Annotated in this window: 16 protein-coding genes; 6 read left to right on the top strand and 10 right to left on the bottom strand. The window is 37.6% G+C overall.

The genetic code is table 11. The annotated features are described in order from the left end of the window. Window position 1: 1 nt before the first annotated feature. Window positions 2-1,147, top strand: a complete 1,146-nt coding sequence (locus tag EGI26_RS03325; protein WP_255076333.1) for a Gfo/Idh/MocA family protein — start codon at window positions 2-4, stop codon at window positions 1,145-1,147. 131 nt (window positions 1,148-1,278) lie between these two features. Next, the gene (locus EGI26_RS03320; RefSeq protein ID WP_255076331.1) at window positions 1,279-2,331 is read left to right on the top strand and encodes a sugar phosphate isomerase/epimerase; all 1,053 of its coding nucleotides are present in this window, start codon (window positions 1,279-1,281) and stop codon (window positions 2,329-2,331) included. Window positions 2,332-2,662: 331 nt separating this feature from the next. On the opposite strand, the gene EGI26_RS03315 is transcribed toward EGI26_RS03320, so the two are convergent. Then, on the bottom strand, window positions 2,663-2,842 hold the full coding sequence (locus EGI26_RS03315) for a hypothetical protein (protein WP_255076330.1): 180 nt from the start codon (window positions 2,840-2,842) through the stop codon (window positions 2,663-2,665). Between the two features lie 158 nt (window positions 2,843-3,000). Between EGI26_RS03315 and EGI26_RS03310 the strand changes: the two genes are divergently transcribed. Next, window positions 3,001-4,113: a DEAD/DEAH box helicase gene (locus tag EGI26_RS03310; protein ID WP_255076329.1), complete on the top strand. Its 1,113-nt coding sequence runs from the start codon at window positions 3,001-3,003 to the stop codon at window positions 4,111-4,113. A gap of 46 nt (window positions 4,114-4,159) precedes the next feature. On the opposite strand, the gene EGI26_RS03305 is transcribed toward EGI26_RS03310, so the two are convergent. From EGI26_RS03305 to EGI26_RS03285, 5 genes are all read right to left on the bottom strand, one after another. After that, window positions 4,160-5,140: a family 16 glycosylhydrolase gene (locus EGI26_RS03305; protein WP_255076328.1), complete on the bottom strand. Its 981-nt coding sequence runs from the start codon at window positions 5,138-5,140 to the stop codon at window positions 4,160-4,162. An 84-nt stretch (window positions 5,141-5,224) separates the two neighbouring features. Further along, on the bottom strand, window positions 5,225-5,629 hold the full coding sequence (locus EGI26_RS03300; protein ID WP_255076326.1) for an SRPBCC family protein: 405 nt from the start codon (window positions 5,627-5,629) through the stop codon (window positions 5,225-5,227). Continuing rightward, a complete protein-coding gene (locus EGI26_RS03295; RefSeq protein WP_255076325.1) occupies window positions 5,626-5,847 on the bottom strand; it encodes a (4Fe-4S)-binding protein in 222 nt (73 codons plus the stop codon). The genes EGI26_RS03300 and EGI26_RS03295 overlap by 4 nt, the downstream gene beginning before the upstream one ends. 37 nt (window positions 5,848-5,884) lie before the next feature. After that, window positions 5,885-6,844, bottom strand: coding sequence for an NAD(P)-dependent alcohol dehydrogenase (locus EGI26_RS03290; RefSeq protein WP_255076323.1), 960 nt, complete (start codon window positions 6,842-6,844; stop codon window positions 5,885-5,887). 337 nt (window positions 6,845-7,181) lie between these two features. Further along, window positions 7,182-8,861 (bottom strand): amidohydrolase family protein, encoded by a 1,680-nt coding sequence (locus EGI26_RS03285; protein ID WP_255076322.1) that lies wholly within the window; start codon window positions 8,859-8,861, stop codon window positions 7,182-7,184. Between the two features lie 244 nt (window positions 8,862-9,105). On the opposite strand from EGI26_RS03285, the gene EGI26_RS03280 reads away from it, so the two are divergent. Further along, window positions 9,106-9,408, top strand: coding sequence for a HigA family addiction module antitoxin (locus tag EGI26_RS03280; RefSeq protein WP_255076321.1), 303 nt, complete (start codon window positions 9,106-9,108; stop codon window positions 9,406-9,408). Between the two features lie 405 nt (window positions 9,409-9,813). Here EGI26_RS03280 and EGI26_RS03275 read toward each other — a convergent pair whose 3' ends face one another. From EGI26_RS03275 to EGI26_RS03260, 4 genes are all read right to left on the bottom strand, one after another. Continuing rightward, window positions 9,814-12,000 carry an ATP-binding protein gene (locus EGI26_RS03275; protein ID WP_255076320.1) on the bottom strand — a complete coding sequence of 729 codons (2,187 nt, stop codon included), beginning with the start codon at window positions 11,998-12,000 and terminating at the stop codon, window positions 9,814-9,816. A gap of 123 nt (window positions 12,001-12,123) precedes the next feature. Continuing rightward, window positions 12,124-15,438: a VCBS repeat-containing protein gene (locus EGI26_RS03270; RefSeq protein ID WP_255076319.1), complete on the bottom strand. Its 3,315-nt coding sequence runs from the start codon at window positions 15,436-15,438 to the stop codon at window positions 12,124-12,126. A gap of 279 nt (window positions 15,439-15,717) precedes the next feature. Further along, on the bottom strand, window positions 15,718-17,574 hold the full coding sequence (locus tag EGI26_RS03265; protein ID WP_255076318.1) for a RagB/SusD family nutrient uptake outer membrane protein: 1,857 nt from the start codon (window positions 17,572-17,574) through the stop codon (window positions 15,718-15,720). A 5-nt stretch (window positions 17,575-17,579) separates the two neighbouring features. Beyond that, window positions 17,580-20,732, bottom strand: coding sequence for a TonB-dependent receptor (locus EGI26_RS03260; protein WP_255076390.1), 3,153 nt, complete (start codon window positions 20,730-20,732; stop codon window positions 17,580-17,582). Between the two features lie 423 nt (window positions 20,733-21,155). On the opposite strand from EGI26_RS03260, the gene EGI26_RS03255 reads away from it, so the two are divergent. Together EGI26_RS03255 and EGI26_RS03250 are read left to right on the top strand one after the other, a co-directional pair. Then, on the top strand, window positions 21,156-22,160 hold the full coding sequence (locus EGI26_RS03255; protein ID WP_255076317.1) for a LacI family DNA-binding transcriptional regulator: 1,005 nt from the start codon (window positions 21,156-21,158) through the stop codon (window positions 22,158-22,160). A 61-nt stretch (window positions 22,161-22,221) separates the two neighbouring features. Further along, entirely contained in the window at window positions 22,222-23,430 is a 1,209-nt protein-coding gene (locus EGI26_RS03250) for a cytochrome c family protein (protein ID WP_255076316.1), read from the top strand. Window positions 23,431-23,539 lie beyond the last annotated feature (109 nt).

The raw sequence follows: 23,539 nt of genomic DNA, 5'->3' as shown, positions 1-23,539 counted from the left end.
AATGAGTAAAATCAAAGTTGGGGTTGTAGGTACAGGTTTTATTGGGCCAGCTCACATTGAAGCCTTGCGTCGTTTGCCAAACATCGAAGTCGTGGCACTGTGCGAGGTAAATATAGAATTGGCTACGGCGAAAGCAGCTCAGTTGGGCATTGAAAGGCCTTGTACTTTCGACCAATTGTTGGCCATGGAAGATATTGAATGTGTGCATATATGTACACCAAACTTCCTGCATTATTCGCAGTCTAAAGCAGTCTTATTGGCTGGAAAACACTGTGTTTGCGAAAAACCTTTGGCTACAAATCTTGAAGAAGCCGCTGAATTGGTGGAATTGGCTGCAAAATCAGGATTGGTAAATGCAGTTCACTTCAATTTGAGATATTATCCTTTGGTTCGTCAAATGAAAATGATGAAAGAAAAAGGTGAATTGGGTGAGATATATTCTGTAATTGGTTCATACTTACAAGATTGGTTGTTCTATGCTACAGATTACAACTGGCGTTTAGAGCCTGATAAATCGGGCGATTCGAGAGCTATTGCTGATATTGGTTCGCACCTTTTGGATTTGATTGAGTACGTTACTGGCTTGAAAACTGTTCAAGTAATGGCCGATTTCAATACCGTTCATAAAAACCGTAAGAAACCATTGAAGCCTTTGGAAACTTACTCAGGTAAGATGCTAGCTCCAGAAGATTACGCCGATGTGCCTATCAATACCGAAGACCATGCTAATGTATTGTTGCGTTTTGACAATGGAAACAGTGGTAGTATTACGGTTTCTCAGGTTTCGGCTGGTAGAAAAAATCAATTGAAAGTTGAAATTTCGGGTTCAGTAAAAACACTGGCATGGAACTCAGAAGCTCCAAACGAAGTGTGGATTGGTGCTAGAGATGGAGCAAACTCGGTGTTGATGAGAGATCCTTCTTTGGTTCATGAGGAAGTTCGTTCATTAATCACTTATCCAGGTGGGCACAACGAAGGTTTTGGAGATACTTCAAAGCAATTGTTTAAAGAGGTTTACCAAGCCGTGGCAGAAGGAAAACAACCAGAAAGTCCGAAATTCCCAACATTTGCTGATGGATACAGAGAACTTTTGATTTGTGAAAGAATACTTGAAAGTAGCAGAAGCGATAAGTGGGTAACGGTTTAAAAGCCCCCGACCCCAAAGGGGAGAAATGATAAAGTAATAAATAAACATTCGTGCATTTATTCGTGCATTCGTGACAAATGAAAATAATCTGTGCTAATAGCTATCAGCTAATAGCCAAAAGCTAAAAAATAATGAAAACAATAAAAGGACCTGGAATATTTTTAGCCCAGTTTATGGGTGATGAAGCACCATTTAATTCGCTTGATACTATTGCGGATTATATGGCTGACTTGGAGTATAAAGGTATACAATTGCCAACTTGGGACCCAAGAGTGATTGATTTGAAAAAAGCGGCAGAATCGCAAACGTATTGTGATGAGTTAAAAGGTAAATTGGCTGATAAGGGCCTGGAAATAACAGAATTGTCAACCCATTTGCAAGGTCAATTGATAGCTTCTCATCCTGCTTATAATACCATGTATGATGCTTTTGCACCTGCAGAAGTTCATGGAAATGAGCCTGCTCGCAGAGCTTGGGCAGAGCAGCAATTGAAATACGCTGCAGTTGCTTCAAAGAATTTGGGATTGAAATCTCACGTCGGTTTCTCCGGAGCTTTGGCTTGGCCATTTTTGTATCCATGGCCGCAAAGACCATCTGGTTTGATAGAAACAGCTTTCAAAGAATTGGCCAATAGATGGAAGCCGATTTTAGATATTTATGACGAAAATGGAGTAGATTATTGTTACGAACTTCACCCTGGTGAAGATCTTTTCGATGGCTCTACTTTCGAGATGTTCGTAGATTATCTAGGTGGACACAAAAGAGCCAACATTAATTACGATCCAAGTCATTTTGTCTTGCAATGTCTTGATTATGTTCAATTTATAGATTTGTATCACGATCGTATCAAAGCATTCCATGTAAAGGACGCTGAGTTTAATCCATCTGGTCGTCAGGGTGTCTATTCTGGATATTCGGGTTGGGCAGATAGAGCTGGACGTTTCCGTTCGCTGGGAGATGGTCAGGTAGATTTCGGGACAATTTTCTCAAAACTTTCTCAATACGATTACGACGGTTGGGCGGTTTTGGAGTGGGAATGTTGTATCAAATCCTCAGAGCAAGGTGCTGCCGAAGGAGCTCCATTTATTGAAAGTCATATCATTGAAGTGGCCACCCGTGCATTTGACGATTTCGCTGCCACTGGTGCTGATGAAGCTGTAAATAGGAAGGTTTTGGGGATATAATTATTTCCTTTTTGAATATTCTAAAAGAGCCGAAAGGCTCTTTTTTTTATGAATTACTACCAAAAAATGAGTTTTGATGGTCTAAATTCAGTTATGATTATTTCTTTCTCATTTTCAAAAAATACGATGGTGTACCTCTTTTGGAAATTAACACATTTAAGGCCTAAGGCGGCTCTGTTTTTTTCTCGACAAAGTCGGTGGTTTATAAATTCGGAGTTTAATTTTTCAATAAAGTCGTACACTGAATCTGAAAACTTTTCTGCTGTTTTTGCTAGACCCTTGGATTCTATATAAAATGAGATTGAAGAAATGCTTTCGGATGCAGATTTCTTTATTCTGATTTTTCTTTTGCCCATTGATTTATCAGTTTCTTACTGTATTTCCTCGCGTCCTCAATGGTAAACAAATCTTCCTGATCAACACCAAGAGCAGCTTTTTTTTGTAGAACTTGGAATTCTTTTTCGGGAACGATGAAAAATTTCTTTTTATTAATAGTAACTTCGGATGTCATTTTTATCATTTAAAAGTACTCAAAGATAATAATTTTTCGGAAAACTAAAGAATTGAATCTTCTCTAATGTTTCTTTACAATATTTAGAGTAGCAGGCTCTGTGTTCAATTCCCCCATAAAATCCCTACCTTTGTATTTCAATTTAAAAGAAATTAGCATTGGAAAACTTCAATCAACTAGGGGTAAACGAGAATCTTGTAAAGGCCTTAGAGGAAAATAAAATCATAAAACCATCTGAAATACAGCAACTTGTAATTCCTTATTTATTAAAAAACAATACCGACTTTATTGGCCAAGCTCAGACGGGTACAGGTAAAACTGTTGCATTTGGCATTCCGCTTTTGCAAAGGCTTAATCCCAAAATTAAGGAGATTCAGGTACTGGTTTTGTCACCAACACGTGAGCTTTGTCAACAGATAGCCAAGCAGATATTTAAAATGACTAAGTTCTCCGAAAAAGTATTTGCGGAGGCGGTTTATGGTGGTGAAAAGATTGATATTCAGATAGCTAGGCTTCAAAGACCTACCCAAGTTGTGGTGGCTACTCCAGGTAGATTGATGGATTTGTTGGAACGTAAGGCTTTGGATATCAGTAAGGTGAAAACAATAGTTTTGGACGAAGCCGACGAAATGCTAAGTATGGGCTTTAAAGAGGCCATTGACAACATAATTGGGCAGATTCACCCGGAAAATATCAAGTGGCTTTTTACAGCAACTATCCCTGATTCGCTAAAAAAGCTTACTGAAAAATATATGGCTCCTGATGTACACAAAGTAACAGTGAGTCGTTTGGAGGTGGTAAACAGCAAAATTGAGCATCAGTTTTTCATATGTGAAGCCAAGGAGAAATTTGATTTCGTTTTGAAATTTTTAGAATCGCAAGGTGCGGCAAGAGGGATTGTTTTTTGTAGAACCAGAGATGATGCCCAAATGGTTGCTAAGAGACTAAAAGCCAAAGAAGTTCTTGCCGATGCCATACACGGTGATTTAGAACAAAGAGACCGTGACAAGGTGATGAGAGCCTTCAAGAATAAGAAAATTCAAGTATTAGTAGCCACAGATATTTCGGCAAGGGGCATTGATATTGAAGGACTTAGTTACGTAGTTCATTATCAGTTGCCTGACCAAATAGAATACTACACCCACCGAAGTGGCCGTACTGCCAGAGCTGGTAAAAGGGGTATTTCCATTGCTTTTGTAAGTTCCGAAGAACTTAAAATTATCAGAGTAATTGAGAAAAACCTGAGTATCAAGTTTTTGAAAATAAAGTAAGAGTATTGAAATAGGGCAATTGGAATAAATTTTTTCGCCCGTAAGTTCATTTAAAAACTCTCACATAATCCACAATCATTTTTTGAGGAAAAACGGTCGAACCATCTGGATTTCCAGGCCAGTTGCCACCTACAGCCACATTAAAGACAAGGAAAAACTCTTCTTTTAGTTCGCTTAGGCCCGAAGGAGTGATGTCAATTACATGATATTGTTTGTCGTCGAGGTACCATCTGATAAATTTCTCGTCCCAAGTGAGAGAAAAAACATGGAATTCGTCATTGAAAATACCAGATGCAAGTTTGGTATTTCCACCATATTCTGCGTGGCTATTGTTGTGATCCCAATGAACAGTACCGTTCACTTGGTTGTCTGTTGTTGTGCCGCCCACCATTTCCATAATGTCTATTTCGCCACATTTAGGCCAGCCAACTTCATTTATATTTTTGCCTAACATCCATAGGGCCGGCCAAATGCCTTTTCCTTTTGGAAGTGCTGCTCTTATGTCTATTCTGCCGTATTTGACATTTACTTTGTTTTGTGTTGTAAGGCGAGAGGAAGTGTATTGTTTACCATTGGAGGCCTCACTTTTAGCTTCTATCAATAAATAGCCATTTTTGACGGAAGTATTTTCTTTTTTATAATATTCAAGTTCGTTGTTTCCCCAGCCACAGTTTCCCGGGCAGCCGTCTCCAAGCTCATAATTCCAGTTTTTCTCGTCTAGTGTTGTTCCCTCAAACTCGTCGGCCCACATCAGCTGCATACCTGAGTAAGTGGCTGGTGTGGTGTAGCCTTTGGTTGGTATTTCACTTGCCGAAGCGGTTTTAGGGGTGTCGTCATTGTCGCTGGCATTGAGTACGTAGCCCGTTGGTTGATTACAATCTTGTATGCTTTCTGCCTTATTGCCCAGTGAATCACCGTCGGCATCTTTGTAAAAAGTAATTTTCTTACACTCAGCATTCTCTTTTTCACAAGAAAGAATTATGCTGAAACCAGCTAACACTATCAGATATGTAAAAAAACGTTTCATAGATTATTGTTTTGTAATGTTTAAGGTTGTTTTTGCTTCTGAAATTTTAACCAAAGACTTAGAAATATTGTTTATGAAAAATGCCTAAAGATTCATCTTTTTAAATAAAATGCTGTGTTGCTTTTTGAATATGCGGCTCATGATTCCTTTTACCGGAAAAGGACTTTTGAAATGGATAGATTCCGTAATAATTGTGAAGTTTTCGATAGTTTTCAAGACAAAATTCATCTCGATTTTGGTGAATTTAAGCACTGTTGCTACCATTTTTACTTTCTTCTCTGCCAGATTAGAGTTTATCACCACGGGATATTGGAATGTTACCGGTATAAATCCAAATCTCAGCGTTTCGTATACCAAATAATTATTATCAGAAATAGGTTCTATTTTGGTAATTACAGGATGAAAAGAAACAAATTTTTGCATGTCAATAAGATTCTCAAAAACTGTTTCGATCGGCTTCTCAACTTTAAAGCTTAAATTCAAACTCATACAGTTTTCATACTCAAAGCTCCACTTGGGCATTTTTTTACTGTATCCACAATCTCCTGACTGCTGGCAGCTTCCATTTTTACCCAAGGCGAAGTTTTAGGCTGAAAAACTTCAGGTAGATTCTTAACACAAACAGCTGAATGAATGCACATAGCCGACTGCCAAACTACGGTCACATCGCCATTGGTATACTCTTTTTTGATATTTTTTGGATCCATTTTTTTTAGATTTTATAGAAGCAATTTACAAAATTTTTCAAGGAAAGCAAACTACAAGATTTCCAGTTTTTTTGCCTGAATCGGCATAGTCAAAGGCCTCTTTGATTTCGTTCAGTGCGTAGATTTTGTCTATAAATGGCTCAAATTCATTGTTTTGCAATAGTTCAGAAATGAGTTTTATGGATGCTTGAATGTTGGATGGAAATGGGAATTTGACTTTTTTACCCGAGAAAGTGGTCAATAAGGGTAAGAAAATATTTTGAGCCATATAGCCCAATTCTGATGAAATATAAATTCCCTTTGGTTTTAGTAAATGCAGTGTCTTGAAATAGGAGGATTTTCCAACCGCATCAAAAACATAATCAAACTTTTCCTCCAGTTTTCTAAAATCCTCTTTTTCATAGTCGAGAACTTTTTCCAAGCTCATTTTCTCTAGTTTTTCGATACTTGTTGAATTTCCGACAGCTGTAATTTCTGCTCCAAAATGTTTCAAAATCTGCAGCATGGCTGAGCCAATTGCACCTGATGCTCCATAAATCAAGACTTTTTGACGAGGCAATATTTTTACTTTATTGATAAAATTGATGGCATAATGTGCCCCTTCCAAACTAGCCGCCGCATCTTCAAAATTGATATTTTCAGGTATTTTGGCCCATGCTTTTTTCTTAGAAATACACAAATATTCAGCGTGTGAGCTTACTCCCAAATCGCTGAAGCCAAATACTCGGTCACCAATTTTGAAATCCTTTATTTCAGCACCTATTTCCTCTATTATTCCAGCGAAATCTGTCCCTAAAATTGGATTTTTTGGCTTGAAAAGTCCCGTAAAAAGTCGCATGATGTAGGGCTTGGCCTTCAACATGGCACAGTCGGTGCGGTTTACTGTGGTCGCTTTAACTTTTACCAGTATTTCATCGGCTTTTGGTAGAGGCTTTTCTATTTCCTTAATTTCCAATACTTCAGACGTGCCATATTGGTAATAAACACTTGCTTTCATACGCTTTTGACTTAATTATTAGGCAAATATCAAGAAAAATTCAAGTGTTAATTTGTGCTTTTTATAAATGGAGTTTATAAGAGGTTTTTTGGTTGAAATGTTAGTTGAGAAGTAAGTCAGGCATTTTTTTGGAAAAGTGGGTTGTTTTTCTGTTACACAAAGATCCACTGAGAAAAGGCACAAAGTTTTACAAAGGCAAATTCTTTATAACCAAAGTATAGGTTTATTATTTAATTATATCGGTATGTCTTAGTGTAACTTTGTGAAACCTTCGTGAAACTTTGTGGAATAATTCTGTAACTATAAATTCTTGATAATTAAGAAGATAAACTCGTATTTAAACTTTCTCCTTCCACCCCGGCCCTTTCACAAATCTACCGGGCTTTTTATTCGTATGTTGGCCATTTTTTACAACCTGAGCACCATTGACAAAAACATGAATCATACCTTCTGAAAGTTGATGGGGCTTTTCAAAAGTAGCTTTATCTTGTATTTTCATTTGGTCAAAAATCACTATATCGGCATAATTTCCGACTGCTAAACGACATCTTTTCTTGATTTTGAGATTATCACAAGGTAAAGAAGTCAGTTTCCTAATGGCTTCTTCCAAGCTGATAACTTTTTCATCTCTCACATATTTTCCAAGCAAGCGTGCAAAGTTTCCGTAAGCCCTTGGGTGTTGGCTGGCTTTCAGAAATACACCCTCTGGAGCCATCGAGCCGGCATCCGAACAAAAACTCATGTAGGGTAACTTGATTTGCTTTTTTACATTCTCTTCGCTCATCAAGAAATACACCACATCTACCCTCGAACCATCCGAAACGACCAGTTCCATGGCAGTTTCTTGCCAGGTTTTCTTTTTCATAGCGGCGACTTCGGACAGTGTTTTGCCAATGTATTTTCGAAGCGAATCGGTCTTAAAGCCTATCAAAAGTGTCTTTTCTGGTCCTGCGGCAAGGCAAAGATTCTCCCAGTTGCCTTGTGGTGTACTCATTTCTTTGGCCACTTTTTGTATTGTGGCGGTAGATTTCAGTCGTTTGCTCCATTGTTCAAAACCGCCCTCTTGCACCCATGGTGGCATGGCGGCATCGAGTCCGGTAGCTCCGGCTATGTAATTATACATGTCGGTAGTAATGTTTAACCCCGCTTTTCTGGCACTGTCAATTTTGGCTATCACCTTGTCTATTTTGTGCCAATTGGTCTTTCCGCCAGCTTTTAAATGGTAGATTTCAGCATGAATATTTGCTTCTTTGGCTATTCTAATGAGTTCGTCTACAGCTTTTTCTAATTGGTTTCCTTCACTTCTGAGGTGTGAAATGTACATACCATCATATTGAGCAACCACTTTGGAGAGCTCTATCAGTTCGGGAGTATCCGCAAAAGTTCCAGGAGTATAAATCAATGCAGAAGCCAAGCCCATGGCACCTTCTTTCATGGCAGTTTCTACGTGTTTTTTCATGCGTTCCATTTCCTCGAAGGTTGGTTTGCGGTTGGCGTAGCCCAGTTCCATGGCCCTTACGGTGGAGGCACCCACAAACGAAGCCACGTTGGTAGAGACTCCACGTTTTTCAAGAAAATCCAAGTAACCACCCAAGGTTTTCCAAGTAATGTCATATTTTATGTCTCCTTGAGATTTTTCTGCATATAACTTCATGGAGTCGGTTAAAGGCCCCATAGAATCGCCTTCGCCCATGACTTCGAGCGTAATGCCTTGCATGATGTCGCTCATGGAGCGGCCATCGTGTATCAAACTCTCGGTAGCCCAACTTAGCATATTTACAAAACCCGGAGCCACGGCCATCCCTTTTGCATCAATCGTTTCCAAGCTTCCAGTTTCACCTGACAAATCCCCAATAAACGCTATCGTATCGTTTTTGATACCAATATCAGCCTTAAAAGGTGCAATGCCATTGCCATCATACACCATTCCATTTTTGATAATTGTATCATATTTTGGGCTTTTTTGGCAGGAGATAGTGGTTAAAAGTGAGAATAGGGCAAGTATGGTTAGTCTCATGGGTGATTTTTTTTGGATGAAGTTAGTTAAAAAAAGTATTCCGAAGCGATTTTTAAGGGTAAAGCCCAATATTTTACCGCAAAGACGGAAAGTCGCAAAGTGTTTTTAGCATAGAATTGAAAAACTCTGAGAACCTTCGTGCAAAACTCTGAGATACTTTGTGGTAAAAAAAAGTATTTCTAAATTTGCCTAAATATCAAACAAGAAGTTATGAATGTAGACTCGTTTGACCATCACCAATAATATGAAAAGAAACTTAAATACAAACATACACCCTGGCATAATTTTAAGGGAAGATGTATTGAAACCTTTAGATTTAACGGTAAGCGAAGCAGCCGAATTATTGCAAGTTTCAAGAGTTACACTTTCAAAAATTTTGAACAGCTCAGGATCCATTACCCCAAACATAGCATTAAGAATTGAGACTGTTTTTGGTGGAAATGCCGATTTCTGGCTTAGAATGCAAAGAGGCTACGACCTGTTGGAAGAGAAAAGCTGTTTTGAACTAAATCCGCCAAACTTGAAGCCTTTTTTGAGAGTGGGGTAACACAATTATGATTTTTCGAATTAATCTCTAAAATATTAAAATTTTGTAAGGTTTGCATTATTATGAAGGATATGAAAATCTTGAAACGAATTCAATTCTATTGATCGGAATACTGATAGAATTTTCTAGATTTGTTTTAAAGATGTCAGTAAAAGAGTCTTTGGATAAAACGAATTCAACTTTATATGCCATAATTTCTTCTGTGTCAGGTACTTTTAATAAATCTCTATCATAAAATAATTTTATCTGTCTTATTCGATTAATTTCTGAATCAGTAATAGCGTAAAAATTTTGAATGTTTATACGATCGCGAAAGTAGTGCAATACATCTATGTCATCTAAGTAAATTTGTTTTGGCATAAGGACAAGACTGATAAGTTAATTTTAAATATAAAGATAAGGGATTTATCGTGATTTTGATATTTTATTCATTATCCATTTAACTGAGTCATCTATATTGTTATTACCAAGACCTGAGCTGAATATATTGGCATCCCCAACCACAATTAGTTTAGACTTCGCTCTACTTATTGCTACATTTACCAGTCTTTTTCCTTGATCATGGCAGAAAAGCCGACCTATTTTTTCATGTTTGCTATCTACTAAATCTAAAATTATTATGTCAGCTTCAGAACCTTGAAATGAGTGTATTGTGCCAATTTTTAGATTTTCTTTGAACTTTTTCGAGAATTCTGATTTTAACAAGAGGTCATTGATTTGTCGAACCTGGCCTCTGTATGGTGTAATTACACCAATCTGAAATTGAGAGTTTAATTTAAAGTATACCTCCAATACTTGTATAATAACAAAGGCTGAATACATGTTGAATCTGGAACCTTTTTTTGTTCTTGAAACCTGAAATAATTTTTCATTCGAAAGTTCAAAATAGTTTATTACTTTTCCTTTAAACGGTTCGGAATTTATAATCTTTGAGTTGTCGAATGCTGAATTAGAGATTAATTTGTTTTGATAAAATGGCCTGTTAATTAGATAACAAATGGATTCATGGGACCTTCGTTGAATTAAAAGTTGACTTAGAAGTGAGCTGTCTAGTTGTGCATTTCTTTGATTAATTCCTCCAAATTCGAAAATGTCTTGATGTAACCACTTTTGTGATAATCCTGTTTGAGATAATACAACCGGACCGAGCTGTCTAAAGTCTCCAGCAATTATAAGTCTTTGATTCACCTCTTTTGTAAGAGCAATAAAATGGGGTACTGATACCATGCTTGCCTCGTCTATCACCAAATTATCAAAATCTAGTTGGTTTAAGCTATTGTCTACATGAAATTTTGAAATTGTTGTAAAAATTATTTTTGCGTTGAAAATAAGTGAGTCAATCTCTTTTTTTAAATCTTCTCCTTTATCCTTAATTTCTTTGAGTTTACTAATTTTAACGATTTCTTCAATGTCAGGCGAAAGTAGACTTTTTTTCAACTCGGTTATTTCATCTCTCAGTTTATCAATTTTAAAATTTTTAGGAAAAATGAAATCTTTCTCTAGAACATCAATATTTCTGGTGTGACCCAATCTTAAAATACTGTCATTCTTATATTCTTTTTGTAATAAATTGTTTTTTTCAAGAAGCTCAAGTAATTCTGTAAACTTTAATATAAGACTATCTAAAGCCACATTAGCTATACAACAAACAACTGTCTTCTCATTTTTTCTGAGAAAATGGTACAAAATCCTACTTAAAGTGTGAGATTTACCGGTTCCTGGAGGCCCCCAAATTAGGGTTATATCATTTTCTATTGAGTTATGAAATGCATCTTTTTGAGAATTATCTAGTATATCATTTTTATTGAAAAATTTTTCGTAAGAAAGTGGGTCAAATGCAGGTGTATGTATTTTTGATGGATAGTACTGTTTTAGTAAAAGTTTATTTATTGGCTTGGTTTCAAATTTTGAATTTTTAAAATCAATGATTCTTTCTTTGAGTTTTTCAAGCAACCATGATGAGTCGATTATTAGTCTTTTTGTACCTTGGTATTTTAATAATGGATATGGGGAGTCAAAGTATACAATATTTTTTAACTTGTCAAAATCTAATATGACTGCATCGAAGCTTAATCCCCCTATTTTAATTATAAAAGGAAGGCCTTCAAATAATTTTGGGTCATCATCTTCTTCAATTATGATTTCTGTCAAATAGATTTCTGTATGTTTGTCAATTCTTATTGTACCTAAATTTGAAATATTAAAAGTGTTTTTTTGTGTATTCTTCTTAGAAATGTAAATTTCATCATTTAGTGCGATTTCCAATTCTTGGAAAATATTTAGGTCATTTTGAGAAGTATTCTTTTCAGAATCTTCAAAAAAATCTGGGTGTTCTTCGAAGATTTTACGAATATTCCATTTGTACTTATTACCTTGCCTGATTAAATAAAAATTATAGTCTCTGGCAACTTGGGATAGCAAACTGTTATTTGTACTATTAGCAACCCCAAAAATAATATTTGTCCATTGTAAGTGCGTTAGATATTTATTGATTATCGGATATTTTGAATAATAGCTGCTTATTTTTTGGATTAAAATATTTACTGTAAATTCAAAAAGGGATTTTGAATCAATATTTGTCGGTTTATTCAATATTTTCTTTAATCTGTAATACATGTGAAATATTAAGGATTTTATGGTTTAAATTTAAATTTTCATATCACATAAATCTAAATAAGTTTTATTTGTAATTCCAGTCCAAAATTTAATAAAAACTCACCACCCAACCCCCAAAACCTTCCCACCATTAACCCCAAATAATACCTTTTTGTCAAACACCACTGAACTCCTCACATCACCCCAAATTTTTAGTCCAGAAAGGGTTTGTGGAATGTAAATGAAGCCACCTTTACCGTTGCCTTGGAGTAGGGTTCCGTAGTTGGCGTCTAATTTTCCTAGCCGTAGTTTGGCGTAGCTGTTGTTGCCTGTTAAGAGTAAATCTTGGTGCCCATCTTTGTTGTAATCCATTATGGATATGCTATTTACAGAAGAATATTGGGCTTGAATCGGCAAGTTGCTCATTTGATATTTACCATCTTTGCCGCTCAAAAATAGGGTAGTGGCCATGTGATTGGCTTCCAAATGTTGGGCATCATTGAGTTCGTCGTTTTTGAATATTTCGGTCATGATTACCTTCGAAAAACTCTCGTAATTGGTGTAGTTCGGCTTGAGGTAAGGCAACTGGTTGAGCAATTCATCTCGGGTAACAAAAGGGTAGCTTTTGCCTTGAATGTAATAGCACAAAATAGGGTCAACAGAGCCGTTTTTGTCAAAATCTTTGGCGTACATTTCAACGGGCTGGTCTTTGGAGGCTCTAAACTGCGTGTTCAGGCCCATGTTTCCTATCAAAATATCCGGTTTTTGGTCTTGGTTAAAATCGCCAATGGCTATTTTGTTCCACCATCCAGCATATTTCTGGTCGAAATAATCTTCAGTAGTATTTTCAAAAGTCTGGCCTTTTAGCTGTAAAACAGTGAGCGGCACAAACTCACCCACGATGAGCAATTCGTTGGTTTTGTCCTCATTCAAATCCACCCATACGGCATCTGTAACCATACCTATATTGGCCAATTCTGCACTAAATGCTTTGGTTTGGTCTGTAAATCCACCTTTTTTGTTGTTGATGAGCAAATAACTACCCGGACTTTGCGGGTATTTGCCAGGTGTAAAACGTGTACCGACAAACAAATCCATAAATCCATCTTTGTTGATGTCATTTGCTCTTACACAAGATTTGCTTCCAGCCAATTTTGGAAAAGCCGACCGAGTGAAAGTATTATTTCCTTGGTTGAGATACAATCGGTCTTGTAACAAGCTATCGTTTTCGGCCAATTGATTATATCCACCACTGACTACCAGAATATCGTTTTTCTGGTCATTATTTGCATCAAAAATCACGATGTCACCATCGGTGAAAGCTTTATCTTTCTCAAAAACTGCTATACTTTTCTTCTGAAATTTTCCGCCTTTTTGCTGAAAATAAATGGCAGTAGCTTGGTTTTTCCCGCCGCCGATTGCAATGTCCTCTAATCCATCAGCATTTAGGTTGCCTTTGGTCATACATGGGCCTGAGTAGGAGAGTTGACTTGGCAAAAGCAATTGACGTTCAAAGTCATTTACGTTCTCTATCTGATGTACAAAGTCAATCCCTGAGCTTTCTTCTTTAAAAATTGGACTTTGAGTTTTAGTATTTCTGTTGCGTTTTAGTTTGGCGTTTATCTCACCCAAAGTTAGCGTTTGGTTAGCTTTGGTTTTACCTATTTTCTCCGAAAAACCGCTGTTCCACGTCACTATGATGGAATCTACTTCGGGAGATTTTCCTAAACCAAAATGTAGGATAGGAGAGACAGAAGACAAGTAGCCACGACTCAAATACTGCTCGCTCTGCTGCACTTTGCCTTTTTCGAAAACTTGTACGGTGGCTCCAATGCCCAAAGTATTTTGTTGATCTCCTTTTAGGTTTATTTTGAGGTAGTTAGCAGTCTTGTTAGCTTCGTTTTGGTATAAAAACACAGGCTGATTGATGTTGTTGATGAGTAAATCTAAATCGCCATCATTGTCAAAATCGGCATAAACTGAGCCGTTGGAGTTGGACGCTCGCTCCAAGCCCCAGTTTTTGGTTTGGTTCTTAAAGGTCAAATCGCCTTTGTTTTTGAAAATATAGTTGGATACATTGGAGGCAGGCATTTGTTTGATGATTTCCAAAACATCCTCACGCTGCAAGCGGCCTTTCATGGTCACGTAGTTTTCCATATATTTGATAAAATCGAGGTTGGTGTAGTCTCGCAAGTAGCCATTGCTCACAAAAAGGTCTTTCCAGCCGTCGTTGTCATAATCAGCCAAAAGTGCGGACCAAGACCAGTCAGTATTGGATACGCCAGCCAATTGCCCGATTTCCGAAAAAGTGCCGTTTCCGTTATTTAGGTGCAGCATGTTTCGCATGTATTGGTAATAGAAACCGCTGCGGATGTTTTGTTCAAATTTGGCAAAATTATCGGGTGCCAAAAGTAATTTCTGACGGGCATTGTCTTCAGGCAGCATGTCGAGCGTAAAAACATCGTTGTGGCCGTCGTTGTTGATATCCGCAATGTCATTTCCCATCGAAAATTGACTCGTATGACCCATCGAAATGGACAACTGATTGGTGAAAGTGCCGTTTTTGTTGTTGATGTAGAGATAATCGGGCACGGAATAGTCGTTAGAAACATAAAAATCCGGCCAGCCGTCGTTGTTGAGGTCAGAAATGCCCAGTCCAAGTCCATAACTGAGTTCTGAACCACTGATTCTGGCAGCTTGCGTTTGATCTTGGAATTTGTCGCTGTTGTTTTTATAGAATCTTAAACCCATTTGTGGGCTATCAATTTTCAACATTGCGGCAGTACCTGTTTCGTTCAATAAAGGTAAATTTTTTGGATTATGGTTTAGCATCAAAGCATCCAAATCACCGTCTTTATCATAATCAAAAAAGTAAGCTTGGTTACAATACCCAGAGTGATTCAGGCCATATTCTGCCGCTTTTTCCTCGAAAATTGGCGTGCCTGATGCGTCATTTCCCTTGTTGATAAATAATTGATTAACACGTTTTTCGGCCGGTAAACTTCCTGAATAACTGAGATAAATGTCCATTTTGCCATCGGCGTTGATATCTACAGAGGTTACGCCCGTTTTCCATGGGCCTGGCCTTCCACCAGCACCAGACTCTACGGTGTAATCCTCAAAACGCATTTGCCCTCTGTTAAGATAAAGTTTGTTTTCACCCATGTTGGACACAAAATATACATCCAACAAACCATCATTGTTGTAATCTGCGGTACTTACTCCAGCACCATTATAGAAATACTCGTACATCAAGATGTTGGTATTCGGACCTTCCTCTAGGTTGTTTTGAAAACTAAGGTTGGTTTGGTCATTGCTGAGTAAAGTAAATAGGGGAGAACCCTCGGATTCAGAAATGTCGTCACCATCTTTTTTACATGAGGCCAATGTGCAAATGATAGCTATTGAAGTATATTTTAAGAATTTTAAGGTCATGGTTGATTGGTCAAAAACAAGAAGTTAAATTATTGAATATAAGTATTATGTAAGTTTTTTTAGTGTATTTCTCTGTGGAACTTTGTGAAATTCCTATGTGTCCTTTGTGGTAAATCTTCTCCTCAAAGTCTTTTCAGAACGATTTTTTGAACGAAATCAGAGTTCTAATATACGGTTAAATGCTATTCCATCAAGATTTAGTTTTACGGTTCTTTTCAAAAAAAAACTATCCCAAAAATAGGGATAGTTTTCCGTTTCCATCAAGTGATTGAATAAAAATTAATAACCAGGGTTTTGAATCAATTTATTATTCCTGTTGATTTCATCGCGATGAATCGGCAGGAAGTAAATTTTATCGTCCCAGTTACGGTTCTCTTTACCCGGGTCAATTTTTCCTACTGTGTAAGAATAATTGTAGTTTTCTGGGTCATATTTGTAAATGGCCACTGTTTTACCAGCTTTTAGCGTTCCTTTTACATTTATAATACTTGCCTTGCGGCCCAATGTTTCGGTTGGTATCATCCAACGACGAGCATCATGATAGCGTTGCTCTTCAAATACCATTTCTACTCTACGCTCGTTTCTATAGCGATTTTTCAATGCACCACCTGTTTCTGTGATTGCTGGCATACCTGCTCTAAAACGTACTTTGTTCAACCAAGTTTTGGCCTCAGCTTCTTCACCCAATTCGATACATGCTTCCACGTAGTTAAATATAGCTTCTGTATAGCGTAAGAATGGCCAAGGAATTTGTTGCCAAGAGTTTTGGTCAACAATAGCGGCACTAGGATTGGTGAATTTACGCATGTAATATCCGGTGTAACTTCCGTTCCAGTCTTCTATGCTACTTTTACGTGTATCTAATCCAAAGTGCGTTTTCTTTACACCTCCTGGATTTACTTCATACTCACCAGTTTGAATCTGATTTGCAGGATCCAACGGAGCAGCAGATGCTGAACGTGGTTTCCAAGGCGATCCTTCATACATAATGGTAGCTTTCATTCTTGGATCTCTGTTTGCATATGGATTAGACGCATGCTCAGGTTTTGACCAGTCAAACTTGCTTCCATCCATCATTTCGTAATCATCTACAAGCTCCTGAATCGGTGTATTGCCCGCCCAGTTGTTGTACCCGTTTGGTCCATTGAATAGGCCAATTCTACCGCCGTTTTCATTTTTGGTCGGTATGAAATATCTGCCAAAAATCATTTCTGCCTGACCACCATTCATTGATAAAGATTGATTCATATAATTGGTAGTCGCCACATCTGCAGAAACAGGTGCTGAAAGATTGGTTTGGAAACCATATCCAGAAAGGTCCAAAACAGCTTTGGCGGCTGCTTTGGCTTTTTGCCAACGATCTGCACGGCTTCCTGAAACATATCCAACCAACTGAGGGGTAGCATAAGATGCCAAAGCTTTAGATTTTGTTTTTGCAGTGGGAATGTCAGCCATATCGCTTGCTGCATATATCAATACTCTTGATTTAAGAGCTAATGCTGCAGCTTTCGTGGCTCTACCTTTTTGTAAAGACTTGCCATCCAGTTTTGTAGCAGCCTCATCCAAATCTTTAATGATGAAATTCACGCATTCTTCATAGGTGTTTCTTACTCCCAAAAAGTCTGAGTCATTCAAAGAAAAGGCTTTGTCAACAATTGGCACTCCACCGTAATATCTCAACAACTGATGATAGTAGTAGGCTCTCATAAATTTAGACTCACCTATCAATCTGTCCACAATATTGTTGGTATTAGGAAACTTTGGTGCTGCCAAGTTTTCCAAAGCCAAGTTTGCAGCTCTGATTCTTTGGTACATGTTAACCCAAGAAAGCGTTCCGTTTATCCAACCTGGATCGGCAGGATTTATTCTGCCCTCAGTGTGCGTAGTGATATTGCGACCTGGATGGGTAAATATAGCCTCATCAGTAAGGGAAGCCAACATTTGCTCGTCAAAACCCCCAACTCCCAAACCACCATAAAGCTCACTTACAAAAGCCTCAGCAAGTGAAGCATCGCCCCAAACCACTTCTTGCGAAAGCTGGTCGAGGGGAGTTGTATTTACAAAATCGTCGTTGCAACTCGTGGCAAAAAACGAAACTGTAAAGAGTGAAATTATTATTTTTTTATACATTTTCATTTTCATTAAAATTTAATATTCAATCCCATGTTCATAACTCTTGATTGCGGATAGTACTGTCCTGTAGTACTTGCAGTTTCAGGGTCAAAAACCTTCAATTTGTCAACTGTAAATACGTTGATACCACTTACATAAATTCTTGCACTGCTAGAACCGATTTTTTTGGTCACAAGCTCAGGCAAGGTGTATCCCAATTCGAAGTTTTTCAAACGGATATAATCTGAACTTCTTAACCAGTAAGTGTTATTGTTTGAGTAGTATTGGTCTGAACGGTTGGCAATACGTGGATGCTCGCTTGAAGGATTATCAATTGTCCAACGATTTTCATACATGTCTAACAAGTAGTTACCTATGTTACCCATTTCACCAGCCGATACATATTGTTTTGCACCCGCAGCACCTTGAATCAAGATAGTCAAGTCAAAGTTTTTGTATTGGCCGCCCAAATTGATACCGCCTTGGAACATAGGAAGTTGGGTATGGTTTGTCCTTACTTGGTCATCTGGAGTTATTTTTCCGTCACCATTGTAATCTTCATACTTCATATCTCCAGGTCTCAAAGTTTTCACAATTGCTGAATAATCCACTGTTCTAGAGTCTATATCAGCTTGGTCTTTGAATACGCCGTCATATAAGTAGGCCATGAAAGTGTTCATAGGCTTACCAGTAGTTCTTTGCCATTCTGGTGCACCAGGTGCTTCATCCCAGAACTCAATCTTGTTTTTAGCATAACCACCGTTTACACTGAAATTGTATTTAAAGTCACCTTTGCCGCCCCTGTAACCGATATTGAAGTCAAAACCTTTGTTTGAAACTTCACCGATGTTTTGTGCAGGTAAAGTAATACCTGTTGATTGAGGAACCGAGGCATTTTTAAACCAAAGGATTTTCGAACGATAATTAGAGAAATAATCCATTTCGAAGAATACTTTTCCATTCAATAATTGACCTTCTAAACCTACGTTTGAGTTTGAGGCCACTTCCCAAGTGATGTTTTCGTTAGGTAAACGAGTTTCAAACAATGTTTTTTGTTCGGCATCGCCTAGAATATAACTTCTGAATCCATAAGTCGAAAGATATTGGTAAGTGGCTGGAGTGTTAGAGTTCGGTAAGTTAACTTGGTCATTACCCAATTGCCCCCATGAACCTCTCAACTTCAAAAAACTTAAAATATTTTGGTTTTTCATGAAGTTTTCTTCAGATATTACCCATCCTGCCATAAAGCCTGGGAAAAATCCGTAACGACTCTTTGTTGGGAATCTATCTGAACCATCATATCTCCAAAGGAATTCTGCAAGGTATTTTTCTTTGTAGTTGTAGGCCATTCTACCGAAGTAGTTTATACGGGCAGTTTCATAACCGCCACCACCGTTGGTTCTTTCAAGGTCACCTCCGGCAAACATCTGATCTAAAGCTGGTGATATAAAGTATCTTCTGTATGCAAAGAAGTTATCTCCAGTTATGGTTTCTCTGTTCATACCCGCAAGAGCAGTTATGCCATGAACACCTACTTGTTTTTCATACGAAAATACACTTCCCAATAATATGTTAAGCTGATCATCGTAGTTTTGAGTCAAGTTAGGTTCTGCTGGACCTCTTTTACTGGCTACCAACTTGGGAGTAGTGCCATCTGCCTCAAAACCTGAGCCTTGTTGGTATAGTGTCCATGGAATTTGCCATAATTTTCTTGTTCCCAGTCTTTTATCAACAGCTGCTGTTCCTGTCCATTTTAAGCCTTCTATCCAAGGGATTTTTACATTTATTGATCCGTTAGTTTGGATATAATCTTGTTTTTGACGGTCATAGCCAGAAAGGTCAGTGGTGATTACCACTGGGTTTTCACCGTTTTCAATATCTGGACCCGGTAAGCCATTTGGCCAATAAGCTTGTTGGTGAGGCTTACCTCTCATTTGCATTCTGAAAATAGCTCCTGCACCACGGGTAGGATAGTTTCTAGCCTCTTCTCTGCCCAATAGCCCCACATTGATATCCACATACTTATTTATTTTAGCATCTAAATTCAAACGGATATCATATTGCTGGTAAGCAGTAGCAGAGGTTTTATAGTAACCATCTTGGTTTTGATAACCCAAAGATGCCAAGTATTTTACATTTTCTGTACCTCCTGATATTTGGAGATTATGTTGGGTTTGAGGTGACCAGTTTTTCAACGTCGCATCATACCAATCAGTGTTGGGATGTAACCAAGGGTCTGAGCCGTCCGCATATTTTTGAAGGTCAGTAGGAGAAAAAGGAGCCTTACGGGTAGTTCCGTCAGGTCGAGTATAAACTCCAGAAGTTTTATATGCTGTATTTGCAGCTGCCCATTCAGTTGTAGGCAATCCATATATATCTAAATCGTTTAACATGCTTGTATACTGGGCAGCATTAGTCAATTTAGGTATCACAGTAGGTTGTGAATATCCTTGGTTGGCAGAATAAGACAACTGTGGTTTACCAGTTTTACCTCTTTTGGTCGTAATCAATATTACACCATTTGCAGCTCTAGAACCATAAATGGCCGCCGAAGCATCTTTCAATACAGACACACTTTCGATGTCATTTGGATTAATACGATCTAAACCGCCTGCTCTGTTAGGAATTCCATCTACTACTATCAAGGCATCTCCATTATTCAAGGTATTAGAACCACGAATTCTGATAGAAGAACCATCGGCTCCTGGCTCACCACTACGGTTTACCGCTACCACACCCGACATACGTCCAGCAATAGAGTTACTTAGGTTAACAACTGGAGATTTTACCAAGTCTGTACCTTTTACTGAGGCTACTGATCCTGTAATCGTCTCTTTTTTCTGTACACCGTAACCCACTACTACCACCTCATTAAGGCTACTTACGTCTGGGTTAAGTGTTACATTGATAATTGAGCGACTGCCCACAACTTCCTCAGCACCAGCATAACCTACAAACGAAAACACCAAAATTGCTGCATCGCCTTTTACGTTTACTGTATACTGACCATTAACGTCAGTAATTGCCCCGTTCGTGGTACCTTTTTCGGTCACCGTTACACCAGGTAGGCCCGATCCTGTTTCGTCACTTACTTTTCCTTTGATTTCTTTAGCAAAAGCCATAGAACTCATCAAAGTTACCAAAAGCAAACTTAGCGTGATTTTGGAAATGCCTTTACCCATTTTCCAAGGGATAGTTAGCACTCCATTTTGTTTGAGTAATTGTTTCATCATCATAGACGAATGATTTAAATGGTTGTAAAAATGAAAAAATGAAACCGTAATATTTGGCTAGAGAGTGCAGCAGAATGACAGTTTTAGATTTTAAAACTGGCTAATTTTTTTTCTGGGATGCGATGCAATAGTTTAATCTATTAAGGTCAATACTCAAAATTACAAAAAATATGAGGTTTGGATTTGCTTAAAAAAATTATATTAAATCATGTTAAAGTAAAATATGGTATTTTTTGGCTTAAAGTGCCTTTTCTGAGTATTTTTAACAAAATGCAAATGTTTGCATAATTTTTTTATTAATTTTATGGAAAAAATTATAGCTATTCTGTTATAATTGACATAAATCAACCCAGTTTTAAAATTTCTGCCAAAATGAAGAGTGATATAAACATTAAAAGTATTGCCGAAGCCTTGAGTATATCTATCTCTACGGTTTCTAGGGCACTGCAAAACAACCCAAAGATAGGTTTAAAGACACGAGAGCTGGTGCTTGACAAAGCTAAAGAATTGCGTTATGTTCCAAATCCGGCCTCTATGTTTTTGCAAGGAAAGAAAATGTTTGTGATTGGGATCATTGTGCCAGCTTTAGAGGAAGAGTTTTTTTCAAGGGTGATCAATATTGTTGAAGATTTTTTTGAAAAACAAGGCTACCAAGTTTTCGTTTTTCAAACTCGTGACGATATGCTAAGACAAGACAAAGCCTTAGAACTTATGCTCAAATATAGAGTAGATGGTTTATTGGTTTCGTTGGCCGGAAATACCACAGACTACGCCAAGTTTAAAAAAGTAGAGGATTTTGGAATTCCCATAGTTTTCTTTGATAGAGTTCCTCGCTCTTATAGATCACATAAAATTAAATGCGATATTCAAAAAGGTGCTGTAGATGCTATTGTTTTTTTAAAAAATCTTAATTGTAAAAGAATAGCTCTAATAAACGGCCCCTCAAACCTTGATGCTTCAGATGAGCGATTAAATGGCTACCTTTTGGGATTGCAAAAAAACAATATAAGGAGTAGTCAGAGTTTGATAAAATCATGCGATTTAACAAAAAAAAGTGCAATGACCGTGATGGAGGAGTTTCTTTGCCAAGAGAATGTTCCTGATGCAATTTTTGGATTTAATGATTATGTGGCTCTTTATGCAATGTTGGTTTGTAAAAAAAGAGGAATTGTTCCCAATCAGGAAATTAAGTTTGTGAGTTATGGAAATTTGCCCATAACCACTTTGATGAGTAATCCGCCATTGGCATCGGTTGAACAATTTCCTGATAAAACAGGAATGGAAGCTGCCCAGTTATTGTTGTCAATCATAGACCATAAAGTCCCAATTGACGATTATAAAGAAATGATAATTGAAACAAAACTAGTGGTACATTAGTCACATATTATAGAAATCATATAGTTGTAAATTGCTAACTATTTGAATGATTCGGAAAATAATGATAAAAAAATACGGGCTTTTAACTTTGGCATTTCTGATTTTTTCTGCTGCCATTTATTTTGTTTTGGATAAAAATAAAGTATTTGGTGAGCCAGAAGTAATTATGCCTTTGACCAAATCATGGGAAAAGGTTGTGCCGAATCAGAAAGTGCCACAAGGTTTAGTGTCCTTGAGATCAGAAGATTGTGGAACATGCCACAAAGAATATTATGCAGAATGGAAAACCTCAACACATGCTCAGGCGTGGGTCGATCAGCAGTTTCAGGCCGAATTAAAAAAAGAATCTAGTCCATTTATGTGTATCAACTGCCATGTGCCTTTGCAGAATCAGCAAGAGTTTATTATCAAAGGACTCATAAATGGCGATATTTATAAACCAGTAAAGGAGAAAAACCCTCTGTTTGATAAAGAGCTTCAAAAAGAAGGTATTAATTGTGCCAGCTGTCATGTTAGAAATAATGTCATCATTGGAGCTACTGGAAGCACCTTGGCTCCGCATCCGGTAAAAAAAGACCCCATTCATTTGTCCGAAACGCTTTGTATTTCGTGTCACAACGCCAACGCCGTGGTTACGCCCACTTTGGCATGTACTTTTCAGACTGGCGACGAATGGAAAGCTGGGCCGTTTTTTGGAAAGAAAAACTGTATTAGCTGTCACATGCCCGAGACCCACCGCTCTTTGATGGAAGGTTTTCCTGCGAAAAAGAGTCATTTTCATAATTTTCCTGCCTCTGGTATTCCTAAGCACGATACTTTGAAACCTGTCATGCTGAAAAGTCTGGAATTTTACAGTACCTATGTCAAAAAAAGTTATAAAATATCTGATTCATTGAAGTTTAGCCTTACTCTAAAAAATGAACATGCTGGACATCGTGTGCCTTCAGGCGACCCAGAGCGATTTATATTGATAGACTTGATTTTGAAAAATTCAGAAGGGAAAATTGTAGCAAAAACACAAGGAAGGATAGGAGAGGCTTGGGAATGGTACCCAGCTGCCAAAAAACTGGGTGACAATAATTTGAATCCTGGAGAAGCCAGGACCTATAATTTTAAACACTTTTTGAATATAAAAGGCAAGTATAAGTTAGAAACCAAAGTGACCAAACACAGAATGACCGAGGAGGCAGCCAAATACAACAAAATAGATAAGTCATATCCAAAGTCAATCTCGATTTTCAAAGAAAACTATGAATTTGAAGTAAAATGATGAGCGTATTTTAACTGTAATAGTCTTTCACAGAACTTAAATTTTTTAAACTTTTGCTTTAAAGCCAATATTTGTCGAAATTTGCAACCAATCAAAAAGTTTTAAAGAA

The organism is Lacihabitans sp. CCS-44 (assembly GCF_024343735.1).
Taxonomy (GTDB): Bacteria; Bacteroidota; Bacteroidia; order Cytophagales; family Spirosomataceae; genus Leadbetterella.
Note: the sequence above shows the minus strand (reverse complement) of the source record. Positions and strands in the feature narration are given on the sequence as shown.

Excerpts from the sequence above, each read along its gene's own strand:
- EGI26_RS03325 (WP_255076333.1), top strand. The coding sequence starts at position 2 with ATGAGTAAAATCAAAGTTGGGGTTGTAGGTACAGGTTTTATTGGGCCA.
- EGI26_RS03320 (WP_255076331.1), top strand. The coding sequence starts at position 1,279 with ATGAAAACAATAAAAGGACCTGGAATATTTTTAGCCCAGTTTATGGGT.
- EGI26_RS03315 (WP_255076330.1), bottom strand. The coding sequence starts at position 2,842 with ATGACATCCGAAGTTACTATTAATAAAAAGAAATTTTTCATCGTTCCC.
- EGI26_RS03305 (WP_255076328.1), bottom strand. The coding sequence starts at position 5,140 with ATGAAACGTTTTTTTACATATCTGATAGTGTTAGCTGGTTTCAGCATA.
- EGI26_RS03300 (WP_255076326.1), bottom strand. The coding sequence starts at position 5,629 with ATGAGTTTGAATTTAAGCTTTAAAGTTGAGAAGCCGATCGAAACAGTT.
- EGI26_RS03295 (WP_255076325.1), bottom strand. The coding sequence starts at position 5,847 with ATGGATCCAAAAAATATCAAAAAAGAGTATACCAATGGCGATGTGACC.
- EGI26_RS03290 (WP_255076323.1), bottom strand. The coding sequence starts at position 6,844 with ATGAAAGCAAGTGTTTATTACCAATATGGCACGTCTGAAGTATTGGAA.
- EGI26_RS03285 (WP_255076322.1), bottom strand. The coding sequence starts at position 8,861 with ATGAGACTAACCATACTTGCCCTATTCTCACTTTTAACCACTATCTCC.
- EGI26_RS03280 (WP_255076321.1), top strand. The coding sequence starts at position 9,106 with ATGAAAAGAAACTTAAATACAAACATACACCCTGGCATAATTTTAAGG.
- EGI26_RS03270 (WP_255076319.1), bottom strand. The coding sequence starts at position 15,438 with ATGACCTTAAAATTCTTAAAATATACTTCAATAGCTATCATTTGCACA.
- EGI26_RS03265 (WP_255076318.1), bottom strand. The coding sequence starts at position 17,574 with ATGAAAATGTATAAAAAAATAATAATTTCACTCTTTACAGTTTCGTTT.
- EGI26_RS03260 (WP_255076390.1), bottom strand. The coding sequence starts at position 20,732 with ATGGGTAAAGGCATTTCCAAAATCACGCTAAGTTTGCTTTTGGTAACT.
- EGI26_RS03255 (WP_255076317.1), top strand. The coding sequence starts at position 21,156 with ATGAAGAGTGATATAAACATTAAAAGTATTGCCGAAGCCTTGAGTATA.
- EGI26_RS03250 (WP_255076316.1), top strand. The coding sequence starts at position 22,222 with ATGATAAAAAAATACGGGCTTTTAACTTTGGCATTTCTGATTTTTTCT.